The sequence below is a fragment of the Streptomyces sp. NPDC047981 genome, assembly GCF_040653315.1.
In the GTDB taxonomy this organism is placed as follows: domain Bacteria; phylum Actinomycetota; class Actinomycetes; order Streptomycetales; family Streptomycetaceae; genus Streptomyces.
On sequence record NZ_JBEZNQ010000035.1, the window covers coordinates 68,596 to 90,483 of the forward strand.

The following is a 21,888-nucleotide window of genomic DNA, read 5'->3' on the forward strand; positions in this document are numbered from 1 at the left end:
CGCGCCCACGACCCGTCGCGGCGATCCGTCGCGGCGATCCGTCGTGCTCACGACCCGTCCGGCCGCGCCGGCTTCCCGTCCCCGTACAGCCACACGTCCCACACGTCGTCCAGGTCTTCGCCCGCCACGTCCTCGACATAGGCGGTGAAGTCGGCGGTGGAGGCGTTGCCGTGACGGTGGGTCGCCGGCCAGCCGGCCAGGATCTCGAAGAACGTCTCGTCGCCGACCCGCTCCCGGATCTTGTGGACGACCATCGCGCCCCGCTGGTACACGGGCGGGTCGAAGAGGTTCTCCGCCGAGGGCGGTTCGGCGGGCGGGAAGGCCCAGTTGGCGTCGCTCGCGAACGCCGCGTCGAAGCTGCGGCGCGCGGGCACGCCCTCGAACTCCTCCGCGTACAGCCACTCCGCGTACACGGCGAAACCCTCGCTCAGCCAGATGTCCTGCCAGGTCTCGGGCGTGACCGAGTTGCCGAACCACTGGTGCGCCAGCTCGTGCGCGAGGATCTCCGGCGTGAACGCGTCCAGCGGGAAGACCGGCCGGGTCTGGGTCTCCAGCGCGTAGCCCGCGTCACCGGTCCGCTCGACGACGGCCCCGGCGGCGGCGAACGGGTACGGGCCGAACGTTTCCTCCTGCCAGGCGAGCAGCTCGGGGATACGGTCCAGCAGCTTCGCGCTCCGCTCGGCGACCGTCGGGTCGGCGGCGGTCAGCACGGGCAGCCCCGACGGGGTCGCCGACACCTTCGTCGTGTACTTCCCGATCCCGACCGTCGCGAGGTAGCTCGCCATCGGCTCGGCGACCTCCCAGACGGTCGTGGTCCGGCCGTTCGCGGTCCGCTCGGAGGTGCGGACGCCGTTGGAAACGCCCTGCGTCCCGGCGGGGACGGTCAGCGTGATGTCGTACGTCGCCTTGTCGGAGGGGTGGTGGTTGCCGGGGAACCAGGCCATGGAGCCGGTCGGCTGCCCCAGCGCGAGGGCCCCGTCCGCCGTCCGCAGCCAGCCCTCCTGCGAGCCGTCCGGATCGGTGATCGTCTCGGGGACACCGGCGTACGTGACCTTCGTACGGAACTCCTCGCCCTTGTCGATGTCCTCGCGCGGCCGGAGCGTCAGCTCGTTCCCGGCGCGGTTGACGGCGGCCGGGGCGTCGTCGACGGAGGCGGAGTCGACGGTGAGACCGGTCAGGTCGAGGTTGAAGGCGCTGAGGTCCTGGGTCGCGCGGGCCGTGATCATGGCCGTCGCGTCGAGCCGGCCGCTCCGCGGGTCGTAGCGGAGGTCGAGCGCGTAGTGGCTGACGTCGTAGCCGCCGTTGCCGAGCTTGGGGAAGTACGGGTCGCGGAGCCCGGCCGCACCGGGGGTGCCGTGCACCCCGCCGATGTCCACGCCTCCGCTCCCGCCCGCACCGCCCGCGCCGGCGGTGCAGCCGGTCAGCGCGAGCAGCCCGGCGAGGGCGGTCGCCAGGGCGGTTCGACTGCGTATGTCCACGAATCGATCTTAGGCGGGGGTACGGCGAAGGTGCCGCCCGGCGGGGGTCCGGGCGGCACCTGTCGTACGACTCGCACGGGCGAGCCGGGCCTTACCTGGCGGGCTCGCAGCGAGCCTGCGGGCCGTGCCCTACTTGCCGAGCGCCGCGACGCCCGCCTGCGCGAACTTCTCGTCCAGGTCGCCGCTCGGGGCACCGGCGACACCGATACCGGCGATCGGGGCGCCCTTGACGGTCACCGGGGCGCCACCGGCGAGGAACAGCGTGCCGGGGATGTCCTTCAGGTTCGGGGCCTGGGCGAGGCGGCCGGCGAGCACCGAGGTCGGGGCGTTCCAGGAGACGGCGGTGAACGCCTTGCGCTCGGCCGACTCGTAGGACTGCGGGCCGGCGCCGTCGCCGCGGAGGGTCACGATGGTGTTGCCGTTGCGGTCGACGACGGCGACCGAGACGCGCTGGTTCTCGTCCTCGGCGGCGTCGAGGGTGGCCTGCGCGGCCTTGGTGGCGGCCTCGATCGTCAGGTGCGTGGTCTGCTGCAGGTTCTGGTTCGACGCGTCGGCCTTGGCGGCGACGGCGGGCGCGGCGGCCGGGGCGGAGGCGTTCGCGGAGACGGCGCCGAAGGTACCGGCGGCGACGACGGCGGCGGTGGCGGCACCGAAGACGATCTTCTTGTTCATGGCGTTCTCCTTGAGGCAGCGGCGGTGTGGGCCGGGGCGGTGGTCGAGACGCGACAGCCGTCGAGTGGTGACAGTCGTCGAGACGTGGTCGAGGCGGTCGGCTCCGTCCGGGGCGGGCGGCTCCTTCGCTCTGCCATCGATCCTCCGGCCGAATCCGGGCCCGTTCGGTCCACGGACCGGATGCCGCCGTCGCGCATGATGGACGACGGGGGTGTCAGCCGATCGGCTGATGCCCCTCTGGTCCTCCTGGGCCAGGATGGATACGTATCCCCAGGTCAGAGGAGTGCAGGCGTGCCAGTGACGGGCAGGAACGCGGACGACGACCCGGACGGGCGCTGGCTCGCGCGGGTCATGCACGTCGCCTTCTTCCTCCTCCTCGGCGCGTCCCTGGTCCGCTTCCTGCTGCGGCACCCCTGGGAGGACCGCAGCCCCTGGATCGTCGCTCTCTCCGGAGCCCTCGCCGCGCTCTACGTCCTCGGCCCCGCACTCGGCAGCCGCGCCACCCCGCGCCGGATCGCCTGGCTGGTCACCGTGGTCGCCGTCTGGATGCTCCTGGTGGTGCTCGCGCCGAGCTTCGCCTGGTGCGCGGTGCCGCTCTTCTACACCGGCATGCGCACCCTCCCGCCCCGCGCCGCCCTCGTCCTCGTCACCCTCCTCACCGTCTTCGTGGTCACCGCGCAGGTGCAGCTCTCGGACGACGGCTTCGACCCCAACCTGATCGTCGCCCCGCCTGCCGTGGCCGCCATCGCCACCGCCGTCTTCGTCCACGCGCAGCGCCAGGCGGACCGGCAGCGGGCGCTCATCGACGACCTGATCCGCACCCGGCGCGAGCTGGCCGCCACCGAGCGCCGCGAGGGCACCCTCGCCGAGCGCCAGCGGCTCTCGATGGAGATCCACGACACCCTCGCGCAGGGCCTGTCCAGCCAGCAGATGCTGCTCCAGGCCGCCGAGCGGACCTGGGACAGCGATCCGTCGACCGCCCGCAGACACGTCCGTACGGCCGGTTCCATCGCCGAGCGCAACCTCGCCGAGGCCCGCCGCTTCGTCCACGACCTCGCCCCCGCCGACCTCGCCGAGGGCGGCGGCCTCGAAGCGGCGCTGGCCACGGTCGCGGGGCGCGAGTCGGCCGCCTTCCGGGTCGACGGCGCACCGGTCCGGCTGCCCGAGCGCGTCCAGTCGGCGCTGCTCCGGATCGCGCAGGGCGCCCTCGCCAACGTCCGCGAGCACGCCGACGCCGGCTCCGCCGCCGTGACCCTGACCTACCTCGACGACCAGGTCGTCCTCGACATCGCCGACGACGGGCGCGGCTTCGAGCCGGCCCAGGGGCGCGGGGACGGGAGCGGCGGCGTGCGCGGGCACGGGCTGCCCGCGATGCGGGTGCGGGCCCAGCAGCTCGGCGGCACGCTGACCGTGGAGTCCACCCCCGGCGAGGGCACGGTGCTCTCCGTCGCCATCCCCCTGTCCACGACCCTGGAGGCCGGTGCATGACGGTACGGATCCTGCTCTGCGACGACCACGCCGTCGTCCGCGCCGGGCTGCTCGCGCTGCTCGGCAGCGCCGAGGACATCGAGGTCGTCGGCGAGGCGGGCAGCGGCGAGGAGGCCGTCGCGATGGCCGCCAAGCTGCGCCCGGACGTCGTCCTGATGGACCTCCAGCTCGGCCCCGGGATCGACGGCGTGGAGGCGACGCGCCGGATCGCGGGCGCCGGCTCGGGCGTGCACGTCCTGGTCCTCACGACGTACGACACGGACGCCGACGTCACCCGCGCCATCGAGGCGGGCGCGACCGGGTACCTGCTGAAGGCGGAGCGCCCGGAGGAGCTGTTCGCCGCGATCCACTCCGCCGCCCAGGGCCGGACGACCCTGTCGCCGCCGGTCGCCAGCCGGGTCATGGACCGGATGCGCGGCGCGGCGGGCCCCACGCTCACCGACCGCGAGCGGGACATCCTGGGCCAGCTCGCGCACGGCCTCGGCAACCGCGAGATCGCCCGCGCGCTCTTCATCAGCGAGGCGACCGTGAAGACCCACCTGGGGCGGATCTACGCGAAGCTCGGCGTGGACACACGTGCGGGTGCCGTCGCCGTGGCGAAGGAACAGCGACTGCTCCCCTGAGGCTGCTACCCTGCGTAGCCGTTCCACAGCAGGGTGTCAGTCCCCCGAGTGTCACGGAGTGGGAGCGCGCGTGAAGATCGCCTGCGTCGGCGGTGGGCCCGCCGGCCTGTACTTCTCGATCCTGATGAAGCGGCAGGACCCGTCCCACGAGATCACCGTCTACGAACGGAACCCGGCCGGCTCCACGTACGGCTGGGGCGTGACCTACTGGGCCGGCCTCCTCGACAAGCTGCGGGCGGGCGACCCGGAGTCGGCCGACGCGATCGACGCGGCCTCGGTCACCTGGACGGACGGCATGGCCATCGTCCGCGACGAGCGGACCGTCCACCGGGGCGACGCGGGCTTCGGCATCGGCCGCCGCCGGATGCTCGCCCTCCTCGCGGAGCGCGCGCGGGCCCTGGGCGTACGGGTCGAGTTCGAGCACGGGATCACCGGCCCGGACGCCCCGGAGCTGGCGGACGCGGACCTCGTCGTCGCGGCGGACGGCGTCAACAGCGCGCTGCGCGAGGCGTACGCGGGGCACTTCGGCGCCGAGATCGCCACGGGCCGCAACCACTACATCTGGCTCGGCACGACGAAGGTCTTCGACTCCTTCAGCTTCGCCTTCAAGGAGACGGAGCACGGCTGGATCTGGTGCTACGCCTACGGGTTCAGCGGCGAGCAGTCGACATGCGTGGTGGAGTGCTCCCCCGAGACATGGACCGGCCTCGGGCTCGACCGGATGGGCGAGGCCGACAGCCTGAACCTGCTGGAGAAGCTGTTCCACGACCTCCTGGACGGGCAGCAACTCATCGGCCGCGCGCAGGACGACGACGCGGCCCAGTGGCTGAACTTCCGCACCCTGACGACCCGCACCTGGCACCGCGGCAACCTGGTCCTCATGGGCGACGCGGCCCACACCACCCACTACTCGATCGGCGCGGGGACGACCCTGGCCCTGGAGGACGCCCTCGCCCTCGCGGCCGCCCTGCGCGGCGCGGGCGGCAACGGGGTCCCGGATCTCGACGCGGCGCTCACCCGCTACGGCAGGCGGCGGCGCGCCGAGCTGCTCTCGGCGCAGAGCGCGGCCCGCTACAGCGCGCGGTGGTACGAGAACCTGCCGCGCTACATGCGACTGCCCCCGGGCCAGATGTTCGCGCTCCTCGGCCAGCGCCACTCGCCGCTGCTCCCCCACATCCCACCGCAGCTCTACTACCGCATCGACCGCGCGGCCGACGGCCTGGAACCCCTCCGCCGCCTGAAGCGCTGGCTGGGCCCCCGCCTAGCCCGAACCCTCCACGCCCGCTCCCGGGGCTGAGGCTCGTCCCGGGCGGGGGAGCCAGTTCCGGGAGTCGGGGTCGTCACGGTCGCGGCAGTCGGGGCCCCGCCCGAAAGGCGCGGTCGTCCCGGGCAGCGGACCCGTCCCGAGGCGGCCGCGCGTCCCGAGCAGACGGCAATCGTCCCGGGCAGCGGACCCGCCCGGAGGCGGCCGCACGTCCCGAGCAGACGCCAAACGTCCCGGGCAGCGGCCCCGTCCCGAGGCAGCCGCACGTCCCGAGCAGACGGCAAGCGTCCCCGACAGCGGGCCCCGTCCCGAGGCGGCCGCACGTCCCGAGCAGACGCCAAACGTCCCCGGCAGCGGGCCCCGTCCCGAGGCGGCTGTGCGTCCCGGGCGGGCGCGCCCGGGACGCGGCAGGCGCGCTCGGCCGCGCTCGTGGGACCATCGTCGGCGTGCTCGACATCGGCTACTCCCTCTCGCGTCGCTTCCCCGACCCCCCGCAGACCGACTACCGGCGCGCGGACGTCCACGCGCTCCGCCACGACCTGTTCTGCGGTGACGTCTACCTGGCCGACCCCAAGTCCGACCGCGAGGTGTCCACAGCCTGGGGATGGGTGCCGGTACTCGACTTCGCGTGGGCGCTGTGCGACATCGTCGAGCGGCTGGACCGCGACCCGCGCGGCAGCCGCTCCTCGAAGCCCCAGCACGCGGAACTCGACTTCACCGAGTCCTCGGACCTGATGCTCTTCGAGCGCCGCTTCGGCTGGGTGGACGTGGAGGCCGACTGGATGCCGGGTGACGAGCCCCCGCTCACCTTCAGCCACCGCGAGCTGCGCCGCGAGGCCCGCGACTTCCTGCACGACCTGGTCGCCGACCTCACGGACATGCACGAGGGCCTGGCCGACAACCCCGTGATCTGGGACCTCCAGGCCCGCTTCCCCCGCGTCGCGTAGAGCCCACGGCGGCCCCGCGTCCCGTAGAGCCCACGGGCCCTGCATCCCGTAGCCCGGTAGCCCTTACAGCCCGCCCGGCCCGCCCGGCCCGCCCAGCCCGCGCGGCCGCGCGCGGCCGTTGCCCCGTGGAGCCGGCGCCGCCCCGCCCGGCAGGCGACCGGCGGGCAGCCCGGTCAGTCCTCCACCCGCACCCCCAACTGGGCGGCGAACAGCGGCGCGAAGTCCAGCAGCTGGCCCGTCCCGATCACGGCCCCCGCCAGCGCGTCCACGCCGCGGGCGATCTCGATCCGCTCCACCGTCCGCAGGTCGACGTCCGTCATCCGGGCCCCACTGAAGTCCACCCCCTTCACCACGCAGTCCCGGAACTCCACCCGCTCCAGCACCGCACCCCCGAGATCGGGCTCGGCGAGCACACAGCCCTCGAAGACGACGTCCTTCAGCTTCGCCATGCGCAGGTTCAGATAGTCGATCTTCCCTCCCCGCACCACGACCCGCTCCAGGACCGCCCCGTGCAGTTGCGTCCCCCCGAGCCGCGCGTCCACGACCTCCACGTCCCGCAGCGTCGCCCCCGCCAGGTCCGTACCGACACCGCGGATCCCGCTCAGGACCGAGTCCAGGAAGCGCGCACTGCGCAGCCGCGTCTCGTCCAGCGCGCAGTCCCGCACCGCGCAGTCCAGGAACCGCGCCCCGGCCGCGGCCTGCCTCGTCAGGTCGAGCCCCCGGAACTCCACCCCGTCGTAGTCCCCGTCCGGCTCGAGTTCGCCCCCTTCGTACGCCCGCAGGGGCGGGAGCCGCACCTCCGCCCGCCGCGCCGCCGCGACCCTCTTCCTGCCGTTCTTCCTGCCCGTCGTACCCATGCGTCCATGGTGACGTGCACCACTGACAACGCCCCGATGTCACATCCGGCGCCCCGCCGCCGTCCCGTTCGTACGACCCTCACGAAGGAGCGGACATGCACCGGAACACGCACCGGAACACGCAGCGGAACATCACGATCATCGGCGGCGGATTCGCCGGTCTCACGGCGGCGATCACGGCCGCCGAGGCCGGCGCGGGCGTCACCCTCCACGAGGCTCACCACACCCTCGGCGGGCGGGCCAGGACCGCCGAGGGCCCCTACCGCACCAACGAGGGGCCGCACGCGCTCTACCGCGGCGGGCCGCACTGGACCTGGCTCAAGCAGCGCAGCCTCCTCGGTCAGCTCGCGCCCCTGCCGCCGCTCGAAGCCGCCCGTTTCCGCTTCCACCGGGCGGGCGCCCTGCGCCGCACCCCGCCCCTCGGCTTCCTGCGCCACACGCTCCGGTCGGCCGAACAGGCCCCCGTCGACACCGACTTCCTGACCTGGGCCACGCGGCTGGCGGGCCCCGAGGCGGCCCGGCAGGCCGCCGCGTACAGCGGGGTCGCGCTCTTCCACCACGACCCCGGCGCGCTCTCGGCCCGCTTCGTCCAGGAGCGGCTGCACCGGGCCGCCGCGCTGCCGCCGGAGGCGACGTACCTCAAGGGCGGCTGGGGCGGCCTCGTGGAGCGGATGGCGGCGCGCGCCCGGAAGCTGGGCGTACGGATCGAGACGAAGTCCCGCCTCACCGAACTGCCGCTCGCCGAAGGGCCGGTCGTCGTGGCGACCTCGCTCGCGGCGGCGTCGAAGCTGCTTGACGACGCGACGCTCCGGTGGGACAGCGGCCGCACGGTCCTTCTCGACCTGGCCCTGCGCACCCGGAAGGGCGACCCGTTCATCATCTCGGACCTGGACGCGCCCGGGTGGATAGAACGCTTCACCGCGCAGGACCCGTCCCTCGCCCCGGCGGGCGAGCAGTTGATCCAGGCACAGCTCCCGATCGCCCTGGAGGCCTCCAAGGCGGACGGCGTTGCCCACGCCGAACGCCTCCTGGACCTCGGCTTCCCGGGCTGGCGCGAGCGCCAGGTCTGGCGCCGCGAGGCCGTCTCCGGGGGGCGTACGGGCGCCGTGGACCGCCCGGGTACGACCTGGCGCGACCGCCCGGCGATCGACCGGGGCGACGGGGTGTACCTGGCGGGGGACGAGGTGGCGGCGCCCGGCGTGCTGTCGGAGGTGTCGTTCACCAGCGCCGTGGAGGCGGTGTCGCTGGCGCTGCGGACCAAGAGGCTTGACCTCAAGTCCGCTTGAGGTAGGAGTCTGGATCCGTCAGCACGCACGGACAGGCACCGACCACCCACCGGGGAGTTCACCATGCACGCGATCCGCCTCCACGCCTTCGGCCCGGCCGAGAACCTCACGTACGAGGAGGTCGAGGCCCCGGTCCCCGGCCCCGGTCAGGTACGGATCGCGGTCGCCGCGGCGGGCGTCCACCTCCTGGACGCGGCCCTGCGCATGGGCCACACCGGCCCCTTCCCCGCCCCGGCCGAACTGCCCACCGTCCCCGGCCGTGAGGTCGCCGGCACCGTCGACGCGCTCGGCGAGGGCACGGACGCGTCCTGGCTGGGGCGGCGCGTCGTGGCCCACCTGGGCATGGCGCCCGGCGGGTACGCGGAGAAGGCCGTCGTGGACGCGACGAAACTCCACGCCCTCGCGGACCACGTGGGCGAGGCGGAGGCCGTCGCGATGATCGGCACGGGCCGCACGACGCTCGGGATCCTCCAGTTCGCGGAACTCGGCCCGGAGTCGGTCGCCGTCGTCCCGGCGGCGGCAGGCGGCATCGGCACCCTCCTCGTCCAGTACGCGAAGAACGCCGGCGCCACCGTCATCGGCCTCGCGGGTGGCCCGGAGAAGGTGGCCCGCGTCGCCGAGAACGGCGCCGACCTGGCCGTCGACTACAAGCTCCCGGACTGGCCGGACCAGGTCCGCGCCTTCCTCGGCTCGCGCACCGCCACCGTCGTCTTCGACTCGGTCGGCGGCGACACCGCCCGCGCGGCGGTCGACCTCCTCGGCAAGGGCGGTCTGCACCTGGTCTTCGGCTGGTCCAGCGGCGGCATCGCGGACGGCGAGCCCCTCACGTTCACGGAGGAGGAGCTCGCGGCCAAGGGCATCACCTCGGAGTCCGTCCTCGGCCCGGTGATGCTCCAGAAGGCGGGCGGCGACGTCCGCAACCTCGAACTGGCCGCCCTCGCCGCCGCCACCGCCGGCACCCTCCGCCCGGCCGTCCACCCCTTCCCCCTCCGGAACGCCGCGGAGGCCCACCGGGCCCTGGAGTCCCGGGGCACGATCGGCAAGGTGGTGCTGATCCCGTAGCGCAATCGTTCCGTGGCCCTTTAACGCCGTGGCCCCGCAGCCCGTACGTACGGAAGACAGAACAGCCGGCCCTCGGTAAGGGGTTCCGAGGGCCGGCCGGATGGGCACTGCTCAGGCGTCGTCGCGGAGAGCCAGCCTCATGATCGCGGCCCACAGCGCTTTGACTGCCAGCGCGACTGCGAACCGAGAGGCCAGTTCCTTGATCCAGGACTCCTTATCCTTTGCGGCCATCTTGCAACCTCCTCGTCCGGGCCTACGGCGGGCTGACGCCCACCGCCGAGACGGCAAGGGGCACCGCCTCGTACGAGGAGGGAGCGCCGGCCCCGGCGAGAGCCCCTTTTCTCTTCGCCGGGGCCGGCTCCCCTATGCGCCCGGATCAATGAGGTGCATGGATCCAGGTTAGCCGCCGAGGCCACGTAACTCAGGTCATTCACAAGCCACTTGGAGTCGAGCCCAACCGTTGCAGCGCGTCGTCCGTCAGCCGGTTCACGGTCCACTCGTCCATCGACACCGCCCCGAGCGACCTGTAGAACTCCACGGCGGGCTCGTTCCAGTCGAGGACGGACCACTCCAGGCGCTCGTACCCGCGCTCGACGCAGATCCGGGCCAACTCGGCCAGCAGGGCCTTCCCGTGGCCGCCGCCGCGGCTCGTCGGGCGGACGTACAGGTCCTCCAGGTAGATGCCGTGGACGCCACGCCAGGTCGAGAAGTTCAGGAACCACAGGGCGAAGCCCACCGGTTCGCCCTCGGGGGACTCCGCGAGGTGCGCGTAGGCGGCCGGCTGGGGGCCGAAGAGCGCCTCGTGGAGCTGTTCGGGAGTCGCGCGGACCTCGTCCAGGGCCTTCTCGTACGCGGCGAGTTCGCGGACCATCGCGTGGATCACGGGCACGTCGGCAGGTGTGGCGGTACGAATCATGCCCCCAGCGTGCACCGCGCCCGAGTGCCGGGACCACCCGTCATCGCGCGCGCATCAGGCTCCGGGCGATGACGACCTGATCGGGGTCGAGGGCCGGCTCACCGTCCTCCACGTCCCACAACCCGTTCTGCAGCACCCGGCCCAGCGTCCACGCGAGCGCCCGGTCCCGGTCGAGACCGAGCCGCTCCGTCAGCAGGTCGAACCGCCACCGCGTCACGACCGCAGGATCGGCACTCCCAGGCTCACCCCCGCCCCCGCCCCCGCTCCCGTCCCCGTCCTCGCCCCACAGGTCCGTCAGCGCCGGGAGCAGGTCGAACCCCGGGTCGCCGACCAGCGGCTTCGGGTCGATCGCCAGCCACGGCTCGCGCTCTGCCGCCAGGATGTTGTCGTAGTGCAGGTCCCAGTGGAGCAGCCGGTCGCCCGGCTCGCCCATGACCTCCCGTACCGCCGCCGCGCAGTCCCGCAGCAGGGCCGCGTCCTCGGCCCCCAGCCGGGCCGCCGCGTCCGGGGTGTCCGCCACCATCCGCGCGGCGATCTCCCCGAGCCCCCGCAGTCCTTCCGGCGCCGGTACGGCCGACAGCCGGGCCAGCAGCTCCCCGAGGATCCGCACCGCCTGCCGCGCGTCCGTCGCGCCCAGCACCGACAGGTGCCGGCCCTCGTCCAGCCGCTCGAGGAGCATCGTGCCGGTCTCCGCGTCCTCCGCGAGCAGCCGCACGGCCCCGGCGCCGTCCCAGACCCGCAGCGCCACCGCCTCGCCCGCGCTCTCCTCGTCGAGGAGCTGCATCTTCAGCGCCGCGCGCGTCCCGTCGGCGCTCCGCACCACCGGCAGCACCAGCGAGGCCACCCCGTACATCGACGGCCCGGTCACCCGCAGCCCCCACCGGTCCAGGAACTCCCGCGCCCGCCCCGGCAGCGCCGCGACGAAAGCCCGGCCCGCCTCTCCGTTGTACTTCGCCTGCGAGGCCGCCAGTTCCGCCGGAATCTCGATCACACGACGACGCTACACACGCGCGCGCCGAGCCACACCCGAGTAAAAGCCGACCTCACACCTCCGGCGCCTCACACCTCCGGCGCCTCACACTTCCGGCGCTTCACACTTCCGGCTTCTCACACTTCCGGCGCCTCACAGCCCCGCGTCGCGCAGCACCCGCGCGAACGCGTCCTGGTCGTACAGCGCGTCGCCCACCCCCACCGACTGCCCGTCGACGACCACCGTCGGCGTCCCGCCGACACCCGAGTCCTCGAACGCCTTCTCCGCCGAGACGACCCAGTCGTGGTACGCGTCCTCCCGCACCGCCCGGTCGAACTCCGCGCCCCGCAGCCCCTCCACCCGGTCCGCGACCTTCAGCGGGTCCTCCGCACCGCCGCCCGCGAACAGCGCCGCCTGGAACTCCGCGAACCTCCCGGCCTCCGCCGCCGCCCGCATCGCGTTCGCCGCGCGCGCCGAGTCCGTACCGCCCGTGCGCGCGTCGAGGAAGGACGCGACGACGTACTCGATCCGCACCTTCCCGTCGGCCGCGGCCTGCGCGAGCGGCACGGCGCCGCCCTCCTCGAACTTGGCGCAGTAGCTGCAGCGCGGGTCCACGTACACGGTCGCCGTGTGCGGCGCCTTGGCGTCACCGACGACGATCTTCGGCCCTTCGACGACGGTCGTGAGCCCGGCTCCCGGCACGCCGGCGGGCTCGTACACCGCGCCGGACGCCGCCGCGGACGAGGACGAGGACGAGGCCGAACACCCCGCCCCGGCCGACGCGACGGCCCCGGCGGCGGCCAGCGCGACCGCCACGCGAACAGTCCTGCGCAGAGGCATGAAAGGGTCCTTTCGACACGGCGGAACGACAACGAAATCCGCAGCGAAACCGCACCCTCGAACCTAAGGGCCACCCCCACCCGGACCACCCCGCCGAAAGACCCGTATCCGAGGGTCGAAGGCCCCCGGCCCATCCAGTACCCTCCCGCCCATGGCCAGCAGGAGCAGCAGGAACAGCGGCAGCACCGTCAACGGCGGCATCTCGTTCTGGTACGCCCAGGACGGCACCCCCGCCCCGCGCGAGCCCCTGCCCGGGGACGCCACGGCGGACGTCTGCATCGTCGGCGGCGGCTACACCGGCCTGTGGACCGCGTACTACCTGAAGAAGGCCGTCCCCTTCCTCAACATCACCGTCCTCGAAGCCAAGTTCTGCGGCTACGGCGCCTCCGGCCGCAACGGCGGGTGGCTCTACAACGGCATCGCGGGCCGCGACCGCTACGCCAGACTGCACGGCCACGAGGCGGCGGTGCGCCTGCAGCAGGCCATGAACGACACGGTCACGGAGGTCATCGAGACCTGCGCGACGGAAGGCATCGACGCCGACATCCACCGCGGCGGCGTCCTGGAGGTCGCGCACTCCCCCGCGCAGCTCGCCCGCCTCAAGGCCTTCCACGCGGTGGAGATCGCCTTCGGCGAGAAGGAGCGGGAGCTGTACGGCGCCCGCGAGACCGCCGACCGGATCCGGGTCTCCGGCGCGGTCGGCTCGTCCTGGACCCCGCACGGCGCCCGCCTCAACCCGGTGAAACTGGTCAAGGGCCTCGCGGCGGCGGTCGAGGCCCTCGGCGTGACGATCCACGAGTCGACCCCGGTCACCGAGATCAAGCCGAAGCACGCGATCACCCCGTACGGCACGGTCCGCGCCCCCTACGTCCTGCGCTGCACGGAGGGCTTCACGGCCTCCCTCACGGGCCAGCGCCGCACCTGGCTCCCGATGAACTCGTCGATGATCGCGACGGAGCCCCTCACCGACGCCCAGTGGGCGGAGATCGGCTGGCAGGGCGGCGAGACCCTGGGCGACATGGCGCACGCGTACATGTACGCCCAGCGCACCGCCGACGGCCGCATCGCACTGGGCGGCCGGGGCGTCCCGTACCGCTACGGCTCCCGCACGGACAACGACGGCCGCACCCAGCCCGAGACGATCGAGGCCCTGCGCGAGATCCTGACCCGCTTCTTCCCGTCCCTGGCCGGCGTGGGCATCGACCACGCCTGGTCAGGCGTCCTGGGCGTCCCCCGCGACTGGTGCGCGACGGTCACCCTCGACCGCTCGACGGGCCTGGGCTGGGCGGGCGGCTACGTGGGCTCGGGCGTAGCCACCACCAACCTGGCGGCCCGCACCCTGCGCGACCTCATCCAGCAGGACTCGGGCCAGCAGGGCCCCACCGACCTGACGGCCCTCCCCTGGGTCAACCACAAGGTCCGCAAATGGGAACCGGAACCCCTCCGCTGGCTGGGCGTCCAGACCATGTACGCGGCCTACCGCCACGCGGACCACACCGAATCCACCACCCACACGGCCACGACCTCCCGCATCGCCACCCTGGCCAACAAAATCGCAGGCCGCTGACGCCCCCACCGACTCGACACCACAGAACGCGACGCCACCGGAACCCCTCACCCACCGGACCTCCTGCTCGCCCTGATGAGCCTCCGAAGCTCGTCGGGCGTGGGCCAGGGCGCCCGGCGATGGATCATCCGGTGGCAGTTGGCGCAGATCAGAGCGAGATCGCTGAGCTTCGTCCGCCCTTCGCCCTGGTCATGGGCGATCCGGGCGGGCGGCCGGAAGCTCCGGGGCCGTCTCGCCCCGACGGGGATCACGTCGCGGTACCGACGACGAACGACCCGGCAGCTCTGTCGTAGGTGCCTGACAGGATCACGCCGTGACAGCCATCGAAGATCTCGTCCCGCGCGTGGCGACGAAGGCCAGGGCCACGTCGGAGACGTTGCCGCCCACCGCCTCCGCCGAGGAGGTGGCCTCGGCTGAGGCCGCCCTCGGTTTCGCGCTCCCGCCCCTGCTGGCACGTCTGTACCGAGAAGTGGCCAACGGTGGCTTCGGCCCCGAGTACCAGCTTCTTCCCCTGGTCGGGGCGGGACGCACGGTGCTGAGCGAGTACCGGTCCGAGCGATCCGCCTCGGCCGAGGGAGAGACACCGTACTGGCCGGCGGGCGTGCTGCCCATCCTCGACTGGGGCTGCGGCATGTACGCCGCGGTGGACTGCCGCAGCGAGACCGCCGCGGTCCTCCTCTTCGAGCCGAACATCATGGCGGACGACGGAGCCGCCGCCTGGTTCGTCGACGCCGAAAGCCTGGCCGGGTGGCTCGAGACCTGGCTCGCCGGAACAGGCTGGTACCGGGAAGACGCCGATGAGGCCGACGACGTGGCGACACCGGTTCCATGGAAACGCGCCACCGCCCGAATCGCAGAGTGACCGAACCCCGCTGCTACGAAGACCCGGAAGGACGGTGTCGGACGGGGTCGGTTGCCGTGGTTTCGGTACGGCGCCGCTGCGCTGCTTGCTTCGCTGCCGCGTTTCGGGCGTGAGCCTCGCGCCGGAGGCGACGCTCATGGTCCGCGATCTGGCGGGCGACTGGCACGTTGGTCGCGGTGCGGATCAGCCGTTCGTTCTCACGGTCCACCAGGAAGGGGCCGTTTCCTCCGAGCCGAGGCCGCTGCCCGCTCCGCCCATCGCCGACGGATCCCCAGTAGAAGATCCATCCGAATGGCAGTTCCTGCACGCGGAGAATCCCCAACTCGTACTCGTGGCCGGGGCAGTTCCGCACCTGCGCGATCTCGGCGAGTACCAATCGGCGAGCATCTTCCTTCGTCAGCATGGCTGAATGATGGCGTGTGCCTCAGGGAGCACCAGTTCGGAGGAACCCGTATGCGGATTCCGCCTGGCCTGCACGTTCGCTGACCTGCGGGAAAGCAGCGGGGATGCCGTCGATCCCGGTGGTTCCCCGCTCGTCCCCCCGTGATCGGGCACGCATGGGGCACGCCCGGGATTACTCCGGGGCATCCACCACGGTGACCCCCGCCGCGAGCATCCTCGCGATCACCAGGTCCGCCAGTTCGTCATCACAGATCAGCGATGCCATCGGTGGATCTCCCTTCGCGATCGGCAGGTAGGTGTCGTCGAAGCGATGCAGTTCCCACCGATCGCGTTCTGTGGTCCACATCGATGCGTATGCCGAAAGGTCCTGCTCGCTCATGACCACTCCCTCGGCGGTCACCGTACAGCGGCTTCGGGCCGGAGCCGTCATGGGTCACCGGCCCGCCGGCCTTGCCCACGCCTAGCCCTGGCTCCCATCCCGTCTGCCGTCTCGACCGCCCGCTGCACGTGGCGCCCCGCCGTAAAGGCGGTGCGCTCCCGCGCCGTGCGCGGGTGGTTGGTCCGACTCGACGGCGGCGAGCTGTATGTGCACGACGAAGAACCATGCCAAGAGTACGGACGCTTGATGACCTGCGAAGAATCTCCGGCGGAGTCGGTCTCGGGGGGGCCTGCGGCTCCCCTGTCGACCGTCGTCACCGGCATGACTGACACGTAGTGGCGCGAGCCGTTCGGTCCCTGGCGTCAGCCGAGGTCCTTCCAGAACGTGTAATCGTGGTCCCTGAGGAACTCCGTGCGCTTCCACGGCCCCGAGGTCAGAGACTGCACATAACCCCTGCCACGGAAGGCCGGCCAGTCCGTCTTCCCGGACTCGGCGAAGTTCACCCAGGTGCCCGTCATGCGCTTGCCGAGGGCCCTCTGCTTCTCCGTCATTTCCTCGAAGAGGGGGATCCTGAAGTCGAAGAGGTAGGGCAGTTCCGCCATGTGCTGGGCCCGAGGCTGGAAGCTGGGGGCCTTGGATCCCGCCCACCACGGGGTGTCGCGCTCACTGAACTCGAACATCCGAGTCGGCGTCCACCGCGACAGAAGCTTGGCAGTGTCCATTGTCGGAACGGACCAGGCGTGGTCGGTCCGCACGGTCGCCAGGGCCTCGCCGGCCGAGCCGAAACGGCTCAGTGGGTAGCGGGCCAGCACCGCGTCCGCCCGGGAGCCGAACTCCTCGCGGATCGCGGGCTCGTACGCCTCGGCCGCCATGGGCCCGGCCGCCAGCTCCTGGCCCAGGATCATGCCGCGCTCCTCGTCGTGGTTGACCCCGATGAGGACGGGGACGCGGTTGAACCTTCCGGTCCGGAGGGCTTCGGCGGGGGCGAGCGGCAGCAGGTCCGTGCCTGCGACCGGGCGGGGCTCCTTCCACGTCCCGTACGCCTCCATGAGCGTGGCCGCGTCCGCGCCACGCAGACAAGACTCCGCGTGCTCGTCCTCCGTGCACGCCCCCATCGTCCGGAGGTTCTTGACGGTGGCCTCGGCCTCGGCCTCGGCTGCCTCCCGCGTGCGGGAGCCGCCCGTGGCGCACGGCGCGCTCTGGACGATGGCACGGTCGAAGAGCCCGGCCGACTTCGGTGAGGCGAGGTGACCGCAGACGCTGTAGCCGCCGCCGGACTCGCCCATGACCGTCACATTGGCGGGGTCGCCGCCGAAGGCGCCCGCGTTGGCACGGACCCAACGCAGCGCCGCCTGCTGGTCCTCCAGGCCGAGACCGCCGGAGGTCCTGAGCGCCGGGTCGGCCAGGAAGCCCATGACGCCGAGCCGGTAGTTCACCGACACGACGACGGCGCCCTCGGCGGCCAGCCGCTTGGGACCGTAGAGGTCGCCGCTGCCGAACATCAGGCTGCCACCGTGGATCCACACGATCACCGGCCGCTTCCCGGCCCGCTGCGCGGGGGTGGTGACGTTCAGGTAGAGGCAGTCCTCGGCCTCGCTGGGGATTCCGATGGGCAGCCCCTTGGGCTGCGCGCAGGGGGAGCCCGGTGCCGTCGCCTCGCGTACTCCGGTCCAGGGTGCAGCGGGCCGCGGCGGCGACCATCGCAGCCCGCCCACCGGCGGGGCGGCGTACGGGATGCCCTGGAAGCTGCGCACGCCGTCACCGTCGACGGTGCCACGCACGGCCCCGTCAGTGGTGCCGACGATCGAGCCGGCCCCGTTGCCCGCTGCCGCCTGAGCCGGGCCGGCCAGGCCGAGCCCGAAGCCCGTGCCCAGCGCCAGCACCACGGCGGTGAACCCCTTGGAAGCGCTCCTCATGTGTCTCATGGCCCAAACGCTACGCAGATTTGCACGATCGCGCAATACATTTGTATAGCGCGATCGAGTGAGGCGTTCGTGCCATGTCGGGCGCTAGGCTCCCGGCCATGGGAAACCGAGAAGCCTTGCTCATCGGCGCCAAGGCGTGCCTGAGGGAAAAGGGCTACGACCGCACGGCCGTGCGTGACATCGCCGCAGCCGCCGGCGTGAGCACGGCCGCCATCGGCTACCACTACGGCTCGCGGGAGGCGCTGCTCAATCAGGCGCTGTTCGAGATCCTCGACGAGTGGGGCGATGCGATGGGCCGGGCACTGGTGCCCGATGCCGACGGGTCCTCCCGGGCGCACTTCGAGCGCATTTGGGAGAGCCTGATCGACGACTTCGGTGCGCACCCCGACCTCTGGCTGGCCTCGGTGGAGCTGTTCATGCAGGCCCAACGGCAGCCGGAGCTGCGGGCCGCGCTGGCCGCGGGCACCGCTCAGGGGCGGCGCGGCATGGCGGCGATCCTGGATGGCGTCCGCGAGGAGGAAGTGTCGGACGCCTCTGTCCGCACCCTGGGCACCGTGCAGTTGGCGCTGGTGTCGGGCGTGATGCTCCAGTGCCTCAGCGATCCCTCCAGTGCTCCCACTGCCGCCGAAGTACTCGAAGGCGTCCGGGCCCTGGGCGAGTTGGCGCGCTGACCACGACAGGCAACGCAGAAGGACCAGGCCGCTGACCTGGCCCTTCTGCGGAAGAAGACCTGCGCGGTGATGTTCCTGCCGGGGGTGGGCGGCCAAAAGCGGAGGAAGGCATCGTCGCCGACGCCGATCAGGTCTCCCTGGGCGTCCTTCTCCCAGCCCAGTTCGCCGACGGTGTGCTGCTCGCGCATGTTCTCGGAGAGGCCGAGTGCGACGCCAAGCGCCGCGAACGCCTCAAGCTCTCGACACACGCACACCTCTACCTGAGCCCCATGCTCGACACGAAGCGGCTGGAGACCCTGAGCTCCCCCGACGTCCAGCGCTTCCTCCTCCAGCTGGAGAACCAGACAACGGCGGCCACCGCCAAGGAACCCACCGCGCGCTCCGCACGGCGCTCTCCGCCGCCCAGGGGCTACGTCTTCGCCACCCGTACCGGCCGCCCCATCGAGCCCCGCAACGTCCACGACTGCTTCGTCCGCGGCAGCGAGATCGCCGGCCTCCGGCTCATCCGCCTCCACGACGCCCCGCACGGCTGCACGACGCTCCTCACCGCCGCCGACATCGCGCCTCGCGTCGTCATGGAGATCCTCGGGCACAGCCAGATCAGCCTGCCCATGGACGAGTAGACGCACGTCGTCCAGCACACGCAGCGTGAGGCCATCAGCCACATGAACCGGCTCCTCAGACGCATGCCAAGCCCGGGCCCCGGCATCCACATTTCGCTCCGCGCGCTGTGAACCGTGCCCGACAGACCGCCGCCGTCGATGTCATCCGTAGATGCCGAAGACCCCCAACCATGATCGGTCGGGGGTCTTCGACGTTTCCTGCCTGGAGCCCCCTGTCGGGTTCGAACCGACGACCCCCGCTTTACAAGAGCGGTGCTCTGGCCAGCTGAGCTAAGGAGGCAGCGAGTGCAGTGTAACCAAACGGCGGGGTCGTACGGTCGGGAATCTCACCTCGGCCGGAGTGCTGACAGATCCCGTTCCGCCAGGTACCGTCGCCCTCAGTTCACTCCGGTGGACTAGACCTCAATCCTTCCTTTACTCGGATCGTCCGGCACGTTCCTGCCGGTGAAGGGACACATCACCATGGCTTCTGTCACGTTCGACAAGGCGACCCGGCTCTACCCGGGTTCCGACAAGCCCGCCGTCGACCAGCTCGAGATCGAGATCGAGGACGGCGAGTTCCTCGTCCTCGTCGGGCCCTCCGGCTGCGGCAAGTCCACCTCCCTGCGCATGCTCGCCGGGCTCGAGGACGTCAACGGCGGCTCCATCCGTATCGGGGACCGCGACGTCACGCACCTGCCGCCGAAGGACCGGGACATCGCCATGGTGTTCCAGAACTACGCGCTCTACCCGCACATGACCGTCGCCGACAACATGGGCTTCGCCCTCAAGATCGCCGGCGTCAACAAGAGCGAGATCCGCGCCAAGGTCGAAGAGGCCGCCAAGATCCTCGACCTCACCCCGTACCTGGACCGCAAGCCCAAGGCGCTCTCCGGCGGTCAGCGTCAGCGTGTCGCGATGGGGCGTGCCATCGTGCGCGAGCCCCAGGTCTTCCTCATGGACGAGCCGCTGTCGAACCTCGACGCCAAGCTCCGCGTCTCGACCCGTACGCAGATCGCGAGCCTGCAGCGCCGGCTCGGCATCACGACCGTGTACGTCACGCACGACCAGGTCGAGGCCCTCACCATGGGCGACCGCGTCGCCGTCCTCAAGGACGGTCTGCTCCAGCAGGTCGACTCGCCGCGCAACATGTACGACCGTCCCGCGAACCTCTTCGTGGCCGGCTTCATCGGCTCCCCCGCCATGAACCTGGTCGAGGTCCCGATCACCGACGGCGGCGTGAAGTTCGGCAACAGCGTCGTCCCGGTCTCCCGCGACGCGCTCTCCGCCGCCTCCGCCAAGGGCGACACGACCGTCACGGTCGGCATCCGCCCCGAGCACTTCGACGTGTCGGGTGCCACCAGCAAGGAGGGCCTGGCCGTCTCCGTGAACGTCGTCGAGGAGCTCGGCGCCGACGGTTACGTCTACGGCACCGCCCGCGTCGGCGGCGAGGACAAGGACCTGGTCGTCCGCGTCGGCGGCCGCGCCGTCCCGGAGAAGGGCTCCACGCTCCACGTCGTGCCGCGCCCCGACGAGCTGCACGTCTTCTCGACCTCCACCGGTGAGCGGCTCTGACCCACCGGAAGGCATGAAGCGAACGGCCTCGTATCTGTTGCGGATACGGGGCCGTTCGGCTGTCCACGACCCTGTCGACAAATACCCCGGCAGGACTGGCAATTCGGACAGCCGCGTCAACACGCGAATCGAAAAGCCGCCTCGAACCATCCCCCGCGAGAGTGACTAAATGTCGCCATATCTTCACTGGCCGCTACGCTCGCCTGCGTGACGCACACTGCCCGCCGTATCGGCCGCTCTCTCGCCCTCGTCCTGCCCGTCGTCCTGGTGCTCTCCGGGACGCTCGCGGTCTCCGCCGTCCCGTGGGCCGGCAAGGGCTCCGACACCCAGATGCTCACCGCATCCTCGGAGGACGTCTCCGTCCCCGCCAAGTCCCGTGCCCCGCAGGATATTCTGCGCGACCGCCTGCTCGCAGAGCTTCAGGAGAAGGACCCCGGCACCGCGTTGACGCACCTCCAGCGCGAGGTCGAGAACAGCCCCTCGCTCGCCAAGCACTGCATGTCCATCGCCCGCGCCCTCGGCAAGGCCGCCGTACGCCACTACGGCCCCACGCGCGCCCAGTCCTACTCGCGCCCGGTCTGCGACACCTCGTTCGCGACCGGCGTGATGTACGCGAGCTGACGACGCCTCGACGCTGAACGGCTGCCTCACCCGGTGCGCATATCGTTCGCGGTATGGATACCTTCCCGACGCAGGCCGTGGTCCTGGCGGGCGGCCAGGGCTCGCGCCTGCGCCCGTACACCGACGACCGCCCCAAGCCGATGGTCGAGATCCCCGGCACCGGGACCCCGATCATCGGCCATCAGCTGTCCTGGCTCGCCGCCGAGGGCGTGACCGACGCCGTCGTGTCCTGCGGCCATCTCGCCGAGGTCCTCCAGGACTGGCTCGCCTCCGCCGATCTTCCGCTGCGCGTGAAGACCGTCGTCGAACCCGAGCCGCTCGGCCGTGGCGGCGGCCTCAAGTACGCCGCCGCGCACCTGCCCGAGCCCGCACAGCCCTGGTACGCCACCAACGGCGACATCTGGACCCGTTTCTCCCTGCGTGAGATGGCCGCCTTCCACGCCGAACGCGACGCGACCGCCACCCTCGCCCTGGCCCGCCCCCGCATCCCCTGGGGCGCCGTCGAGACCGACACCTTCGGGCACATCACCGACTTCATCGAGGCGCCGCCGTCGCCGTTCCTCATCAACGCGGGCGTGTACGTCTTCTCCGCCGCGTTCACCGAGCTGCTCCCGGACCGGGGCGACCACGAGCGCACCACCTTCCCCCGGCTGGCCCGCGAACGCCGTCTTGCCGGCTTCCCGCTGCCCCAGGGGGCGTACTGGCGGGCCATCGACACCGCCAAGGACCTCACCGAGGCCGCGAAGGAGCTGGCCTCCCAGGGAGCCTCCTGAAGAGCCTCCTGAGGGGTACGTCGAAGGGGGGGGGCCGCCCGGGGGGCCGGGGGGGCCCGCCGGCGAACCCCTGGGAGCGGCCCACCGCCCCGCCGCGAGGGGGGGGTG

General features: G+C 72.1%; 21 protein-coding genes, 1 tRNA gene and 2 pseudogenes. 13 read left to right on the plus strand and 11 right to left on the minus strand.

Annotation, left to right across the window (positions count from 1 at the left end):
- Nucleotides 1-47: 47 nt before the first annotated feature.
- Together AB0E14_RS21815 and AB0E14_RS21820 are read right to left on the minus strand one after the other, a co-directional pair.
- Nucleotides 48-1,424 carry a M1 family metallopeptidase gene (locus AB0E14_RS21815; RefSeq protein ID WP_362420469.1) on the minus strand — a complete coding sequence of 459 codons (1,377 nt, stop codon included), beginning with the start codon at nucleotides 1,422-1,424 and terminating at the stop codon, nucleotides 48-50.
- 183 nt (nucleotides 1,425-1,607) lie between these two features.
- On the minus strand, nucleotides 1,608-2,150 hold the full coding sequence (locus AB0E14_RS21820; RefSeq protein ID WP_362420405.1) for a heme-binding protein: 543 nt from the start codon (nucleotides 2,148-2,150) through the stop codon (nucleotides 1,608-1,610).
- A gap of 351 nt (nucleotides 2,151-2,501) precedes the next feature.
- Between AB0E14_RS21820 and AB0E14_RS21825 the strand changes: the two genes are divergently transcribed.
- From AB0E14_RS21825 to AB0E14_RS21840, 4 genes are all read left to right on the plus strand, one after another.
- The gene (locus AB0E14_RS21825; protein WP_362420472.1) at nucleotides 2,502-3,638 is read left to right on the plus strand and encodes a sensor histidine kinase; all 1,137 of its coding nucleotides are present in this window, start codon (nucleotides 2,502-2,504) and stop codon (nucleotides 3,636-3,638) included.
- On the plus strand, nucleotides 3,635-4,261 hold the full coding sequence (locus tag AB0E14_RS21830) for a response regulator transcription factor (RefSeq protein ID WP_362420408.1): 627 nt from the start codon (nucleotides 3,635-3,637) through the stop codon (nucleotides 4,259-4,261). The genes AB0E14_RS21825 and AB0E14_RS21830 overlap by 4 nt, the downstream gene beginning before the upstream one ends.
- A 70-nt stretch (nucleotides 4,262-4,331) precedes the next feature.
- Nucleotides 4,332-5,558 (plus strand): FAD-dependent monooxygenase, encoded by a 1,227-nt coding sequence (locus AB0E14_RS21835; protein ID WP_362420411.1) that lies wholly within the window; start codon nucleotides 4,332-4,334, stop codon nucleotides 5,556-5,558.
- A 413-nt stretch (nucleotides 5,559-5,971) separates the two neighbouring features.
- The gene (locus AB0E14_RS21840) at nucleotides 5,972-6,472 is read left to right on the plus strand and encodes a hypothetical protein (protein ID WP_362420414.1); all 501 of its coding nucleotides are present in this window, start codon (nucleotides 5,972-5,974) and stop codon (nucleotides 6,470-6,472) included.
- Nucleotides 6,473-6,645: 173 nt separating this feature from the next.
- Here the strand turns inward: AB0E14_RS21840 and AB0E14_RS21845 are convergent, their stop codons facing one another.
- Nucleotides 6,646-7,329, minus strand: a complete 684-nt coding sequence (locus AB0E14_RS21845; RefSeq protein WP_362420417.1) for a pentapeptide repeat-containing protein — start codon at nucleotides 7,327-7,329, stop codon at nucleotides 6,646-6,648.
- 95 nt (nucleotides 7,330-7,424) lie between these two features.
- On the opposite strand from AB0E14_RS21845, the gene AB0E14_RS21850 reads away from it, so the two are divergent.
- Nucleotides 7,425-8,615, plus strand: coding sequence for an FAD-dependent oxidoreductase (locus tag AB0E14_RS21850; RefSeq protein ID WP_362420420.1), 1,191 nt, complete (start codon nucleotides 7,425-7,427; stop codon nucleotides 8,613-8,615).
- A gap of 63 nt (nucleotides 8,616-8,678) precedes the next feature.
- The gene (locus AB0E14_RS21855; RefSeq protein ID WP_362420423.1) at nucleotides 8,679-9,677 is read left to right on the plus strand and encodes a zinc-binding dehydrogenase; all 999 of its coding nucleotides are present in this window, start codon (nucleotides 8,679-8,681) and stop codon (nucleotides 9,675-9,677) included.
- A 430-nt stretch (nucleotides 9,678-10,107) separates the two neighbouring features.
- On the opposite strand, the gene AB0E14_RS21860 is transcribed toward AB0E14_RS21855, so the two are convergent.
- The 3 genes from AB0E14_RS21860 to AB0E14_RS21870 form a co-directional block, all read right to left on the minus strand.
- Nucleotides 10,108-10,593: a GNAT family N-acetyltransferase gene (locus AB0E14_RS21860; protein WP_362420426.1), complete on the minus strand. Its 486-nt coding sequence runs from the start codon at nucleotides 10,591-10,593 to the stop codon at nucleotides 10,108-10,110.
- A gap of 40 nt (nucleotides 10,594-10,633) precedes the next feature.
- A complete protein-coding gene (locus AB0E14_RS21865) occupies nucleotides 10,634-11,584 on the minus strand; it encodes an aminoglycoside phosphotransferase family protein (RefSeq protein WP_362420429.1) in 951 nt (316 codons plus the stop codon).
- A 132-nt stretch (nucleotides 11,585-11,716) separates the two neighbouring features.
- Nucleotides 11,717-12,403 (minus strand): thioredoxin domain-containing protein, encoded by a 687-nt coding sequence (locus tag AB0E14_RS21870; RefSeq protein WP_362420432.1) that lies wholly within the window; start codon nucleotides 12,401-12,403, stop codon nucleotides 11,717-11,719.
- A gap of 151 nt (nucleotides 12,404-12,554) precedes the next feature.
- On the opposite strand from AB0E14_RS21870, the gene AB0E14_RS21875 reads away from it, so the two are divergent.
- The gene (locus AB0E14_RS21875) at nucleotides 12,555-13,970 is read left to right on the plus strand and encodes an FAD-dependent oxidoreductase (RefSeq protein ID WP_362420435.1); all 1,416 of its coding nucleotides are present in this window, start codon (nucleotides 12,555-12,557) and stop codon (nucleotides 13,968-13,970) included.
- A 47-nt stretch (nucleotides 13,971-14,017) separates the two neighbouring features.
- On the opposite strand, the pseudogene AB0E14_RS21880 reads toward AB0E14_RS21875, so the two are convergent.
- Nucleotides 14,018-14,164: pseudogene (locus tag AB0E14_RS21880) on the minus strand (HNH endonuclease); the annotation flags it as partial.
- A gap of 119 nt (nucleotides 14,165-14,283) precedes the next feature.
- Between AB0E14_RS21880 and AB0E14_RS21885 the strand changes: the two are divergent.
- Complete coding sequence (locus tag AB0E14_RS21885) at nucleotides 14,284-14,832, plus strand: SMI1/KNR4 family protein (protein WP_362420438.1); 549 nt, start codon at nucleotides 14,284-14,286, stop codon at nucleotides 14,830-14,832.
- Nucleotides 14,833-14,845: 13 nt separating this feature from the next.
- Here the strand turns inward: AB0E14_RS21885 and AB0E14_RS21890 are convergent, their stop codons facing one another.
- From AB0E14_RS21890 to AB0E14_RS21900, 3 genes are all read right to left on the minus strand, one after another.
- A complete protein-coding gene (locus AB0E14_RS21890; protein WP_362420441.1) occupies nucleotides 14,846-15,235 on the minus strand; it encodes a hypothetical protein in 390 nt (129 codons plus the stop codon).
- Between the two features lie 171 nt (nucleotides 15,236-15,406).
- Nucleotides 15,407-15,613 carry a hypothetical protein gene (locus AB0E14_RS21895; RefSeq protein ID WP_362420443.1) on the minus strand — a complete coding sequence of 69 codons (207 nt, stop codon included), beginning with the start codon at nucleotides 15,611-15,613 and terminating at the stop codon, nucleotides 15,407-15,409.
- Between the two features lie 362 nt (nucleotides 15,614-15,975).
- Entirely contained in the window at nucleotides 15,976-17,538 is a 1,563-nt protein-coding gene (locus AB0E14_RS21900) for a carboxylesterase family protein (protein WP_362420445.1), read from the minus strand.
- A 98-nt stretch (nucleotides 17,539-17,636) separates the two neighbouring features.
- On the opposite strand from AB0E14_RS21900, the gene AB0E14_RS21905 reads away from it, so the two are divergent.
- Together AB0E14_RS21905 and AB0E14_RS21910 are read left to right on the plus strand one after the other, a co-directional pair.
- A complete protein-coding gene (locus AB0E14_RS21905) occupies nucleotides 17,637-18,209 on the plus strand; it encodes a TetR family transcriptional regulator (RefSeq protein WP_362420448.1) in 573 nt (190 codons plus the stop codon).
- A gap of 254 nt (nucleotides 18,210-18,463) precedes the next feature.
- A pseudogene (locus tag AB0E14_RS21910) lies at nucleotides 18,464-18,943 on the plus strand (tyrosine-type recombinase/integrase); the annotation flags it as partial.
- A 92-nt stretch (nucleotides 18,944-19,035) separates the two neighbouring features.
- On the opposite strand, the gene AB0E14_RS21915 reads toward AB0E14_RS21910, so the two are convergent.
- A tRNA-Thr gene (locus AB0E14_RS21915) sits at nucleotides 19,036-19,112 on the minus strand.
- Nucleotides 19,113-19,294: 182 nt separating this feature from the next.
- Between AB0E14_RS21915 and ugpC the strand changes: the two genes are divergently transcribed.
- The 3 genes from ugpC (at nucleotide 19,295) to AB0E14_RS21930 (ending at nucleotide 21,780) form a co-directional block, all read left to right on the plus strand.
- Nucleotides 19,295-20,386: a sn-glycerol-3-phosphate ABC transporter ATP-binding protein UgpC gene (gene ugpC / locus AB0E14_RS21920; protein WP_362420451.1), complete on the plus strand. Its 1,092-nt coding sequence runs from the start codon at nucleotides 19,295-19,297 to the stop codon at nucleotides 20,384-20,386.
- A gap of 207 nt (nucleotides 20,387-20,593) precedes the next feature.
- The gene (locus AB0E14_RS21925) at nucleotides 20,594-21,007 is read left to right on the plus strand and encodes a hypothetical protein (RefSeq protein WP_362420454.1); all 414 of its coding nucleotides are present in this window, start codon (nucleotides 20,594-20,596) and stop codon (nucleotides 21,005-21,007) included.
- Between the two features lie 53 nt (nucleotides 21,008-21,060).
- On the plus strand, nucleotides 21,061-21,780 hold the full coding sequence (locus AB0E14_RS21930; RefSeq protein WP_362420457.1) for a nucleotidyltransferase family protein: 720 nt from the start codon (nucleotides 21,061-21,063) through the stop codon (nucleotides 21,778-21,780).
- Nucleotides 21,781-21,888 lie beyond the last annotated feature (108 nt).

What these genes read in the sequence shown, in the direction of transcription:
- AB0E14_RS21820 (WP_362420405.1), bottom strand. Translation starts at nt 2,150, where the DNA reads ATGAACAAGAAGATCGTCTTCGGTGCCGCCACCGCCGCCGTCGTCGCC.
- AB0E14_RS21825 (WP_362420472.1), top strand. Translation starts at nt 2,502, where the DNA reads ATGCACGTCGCCTTCTTCCTCCTCCTCGGCGCGTCCCTGGTCCGCTTC.
- AB0E14_RS21830 (WP_362420408.1), top strand. Translation starts at nt 3,635, where the DNA reads ATGACGGTACGGATCCTGCTCTGCGACGACCACGCCGTCGTCCGCGCC.
- AB0E14_RS21845 (WP_362420417.1), bottom strand. Translation starts at nt 7,329, where the DNA reads ATGGGTACGACGGGCAGGAAGAACGGCAGGAAGAGGGTCGCGGCGGCG.
- AB0E14_RS21850 (WP_362420420.1), top strand. Translation starts at nt 7,425, where the DNA reads ATGCACCGGAACACGCACCGGAACACGCAGCGGAACATCACGATCATC.
- AB0E14_RS21855 (WP_362420423.1), top strand. Translation starts at nt 8,679, where the DNA reads ATGCACGCGATCCGCCTCCACGCCTTCGGCCCGGCCGAGAACCTCACG.
- AB0E14_RS21860 (WP_362420426.1), bottom strand. Translation starts at nt 10,593, where the DNA reads ATGATTCGTACCGCCACACCTGCCGACGTGCCCGTGATCCACGCGATG.
- AB0E14_RS21870 (WP_362420432.1), bottom strand. Translation starts at nt 12,403, where the DNA reads ATGCCTCTGCGCAGGACTGTTCGCGTGGCGGTCGCGCTGGCCGCCGCC.
- AB0E14_RS21875 (WP_362420435.1), top strand. Translation starts at nt 12,555, where the DNA reads ATGGCCAGCAGGAGCAGCAGGAACAGCGGCAGCACCGTCAACGGCGGC.
- AB0E14_RS21890 (WP_362420441.1), bottom strand. Translation starts at nt 15,235, where the DNA reads ATGCTGACGAAGGAAGATGCTCGCCGATTGGTACTCGCCGAGATCGCG.
- AB0E14_RS21895 (WP_362420443.1), bottom strand. Translation starts at nt 15,613, where the DNA reads ATGAGCGAGCAGGACCTTTCGGCATACGCATCGATGTGGACCACAGAA.
- AB0E14_RS21900 (WP_362420445.1), bottom strand. Translation starts at nt 17,538, where the DNA reads ATGAGACACATGAGGAGCGCTTCCAAGGGGTTCACCGCCGTGGTGCTG.
- AB0E14_RS21905 (WP_362420448.1), top strand. Translation starts at nt 17,637, where the DNA reads ATGGGAAACCGAGAAGCCTTGCTCATCGGCGCCAAGGCGTGCCTGAGG.
- ugpC (WP_362420451.1), top strand. Translation starts at nt 19,295, where the DNA reads ATGGCTTCTGTCACGTTCGACAAGGCGACCCGGCTCTACCCGGGTTCC.
- AB0E14_RS21930 (WP_362420457.1), top strand. Translation starts at nt 21,061, where the DNA reads ATGGATACCTTCCCGACGCAGGCCGTGGTCCTGGCGGGCGGCCAGGGC.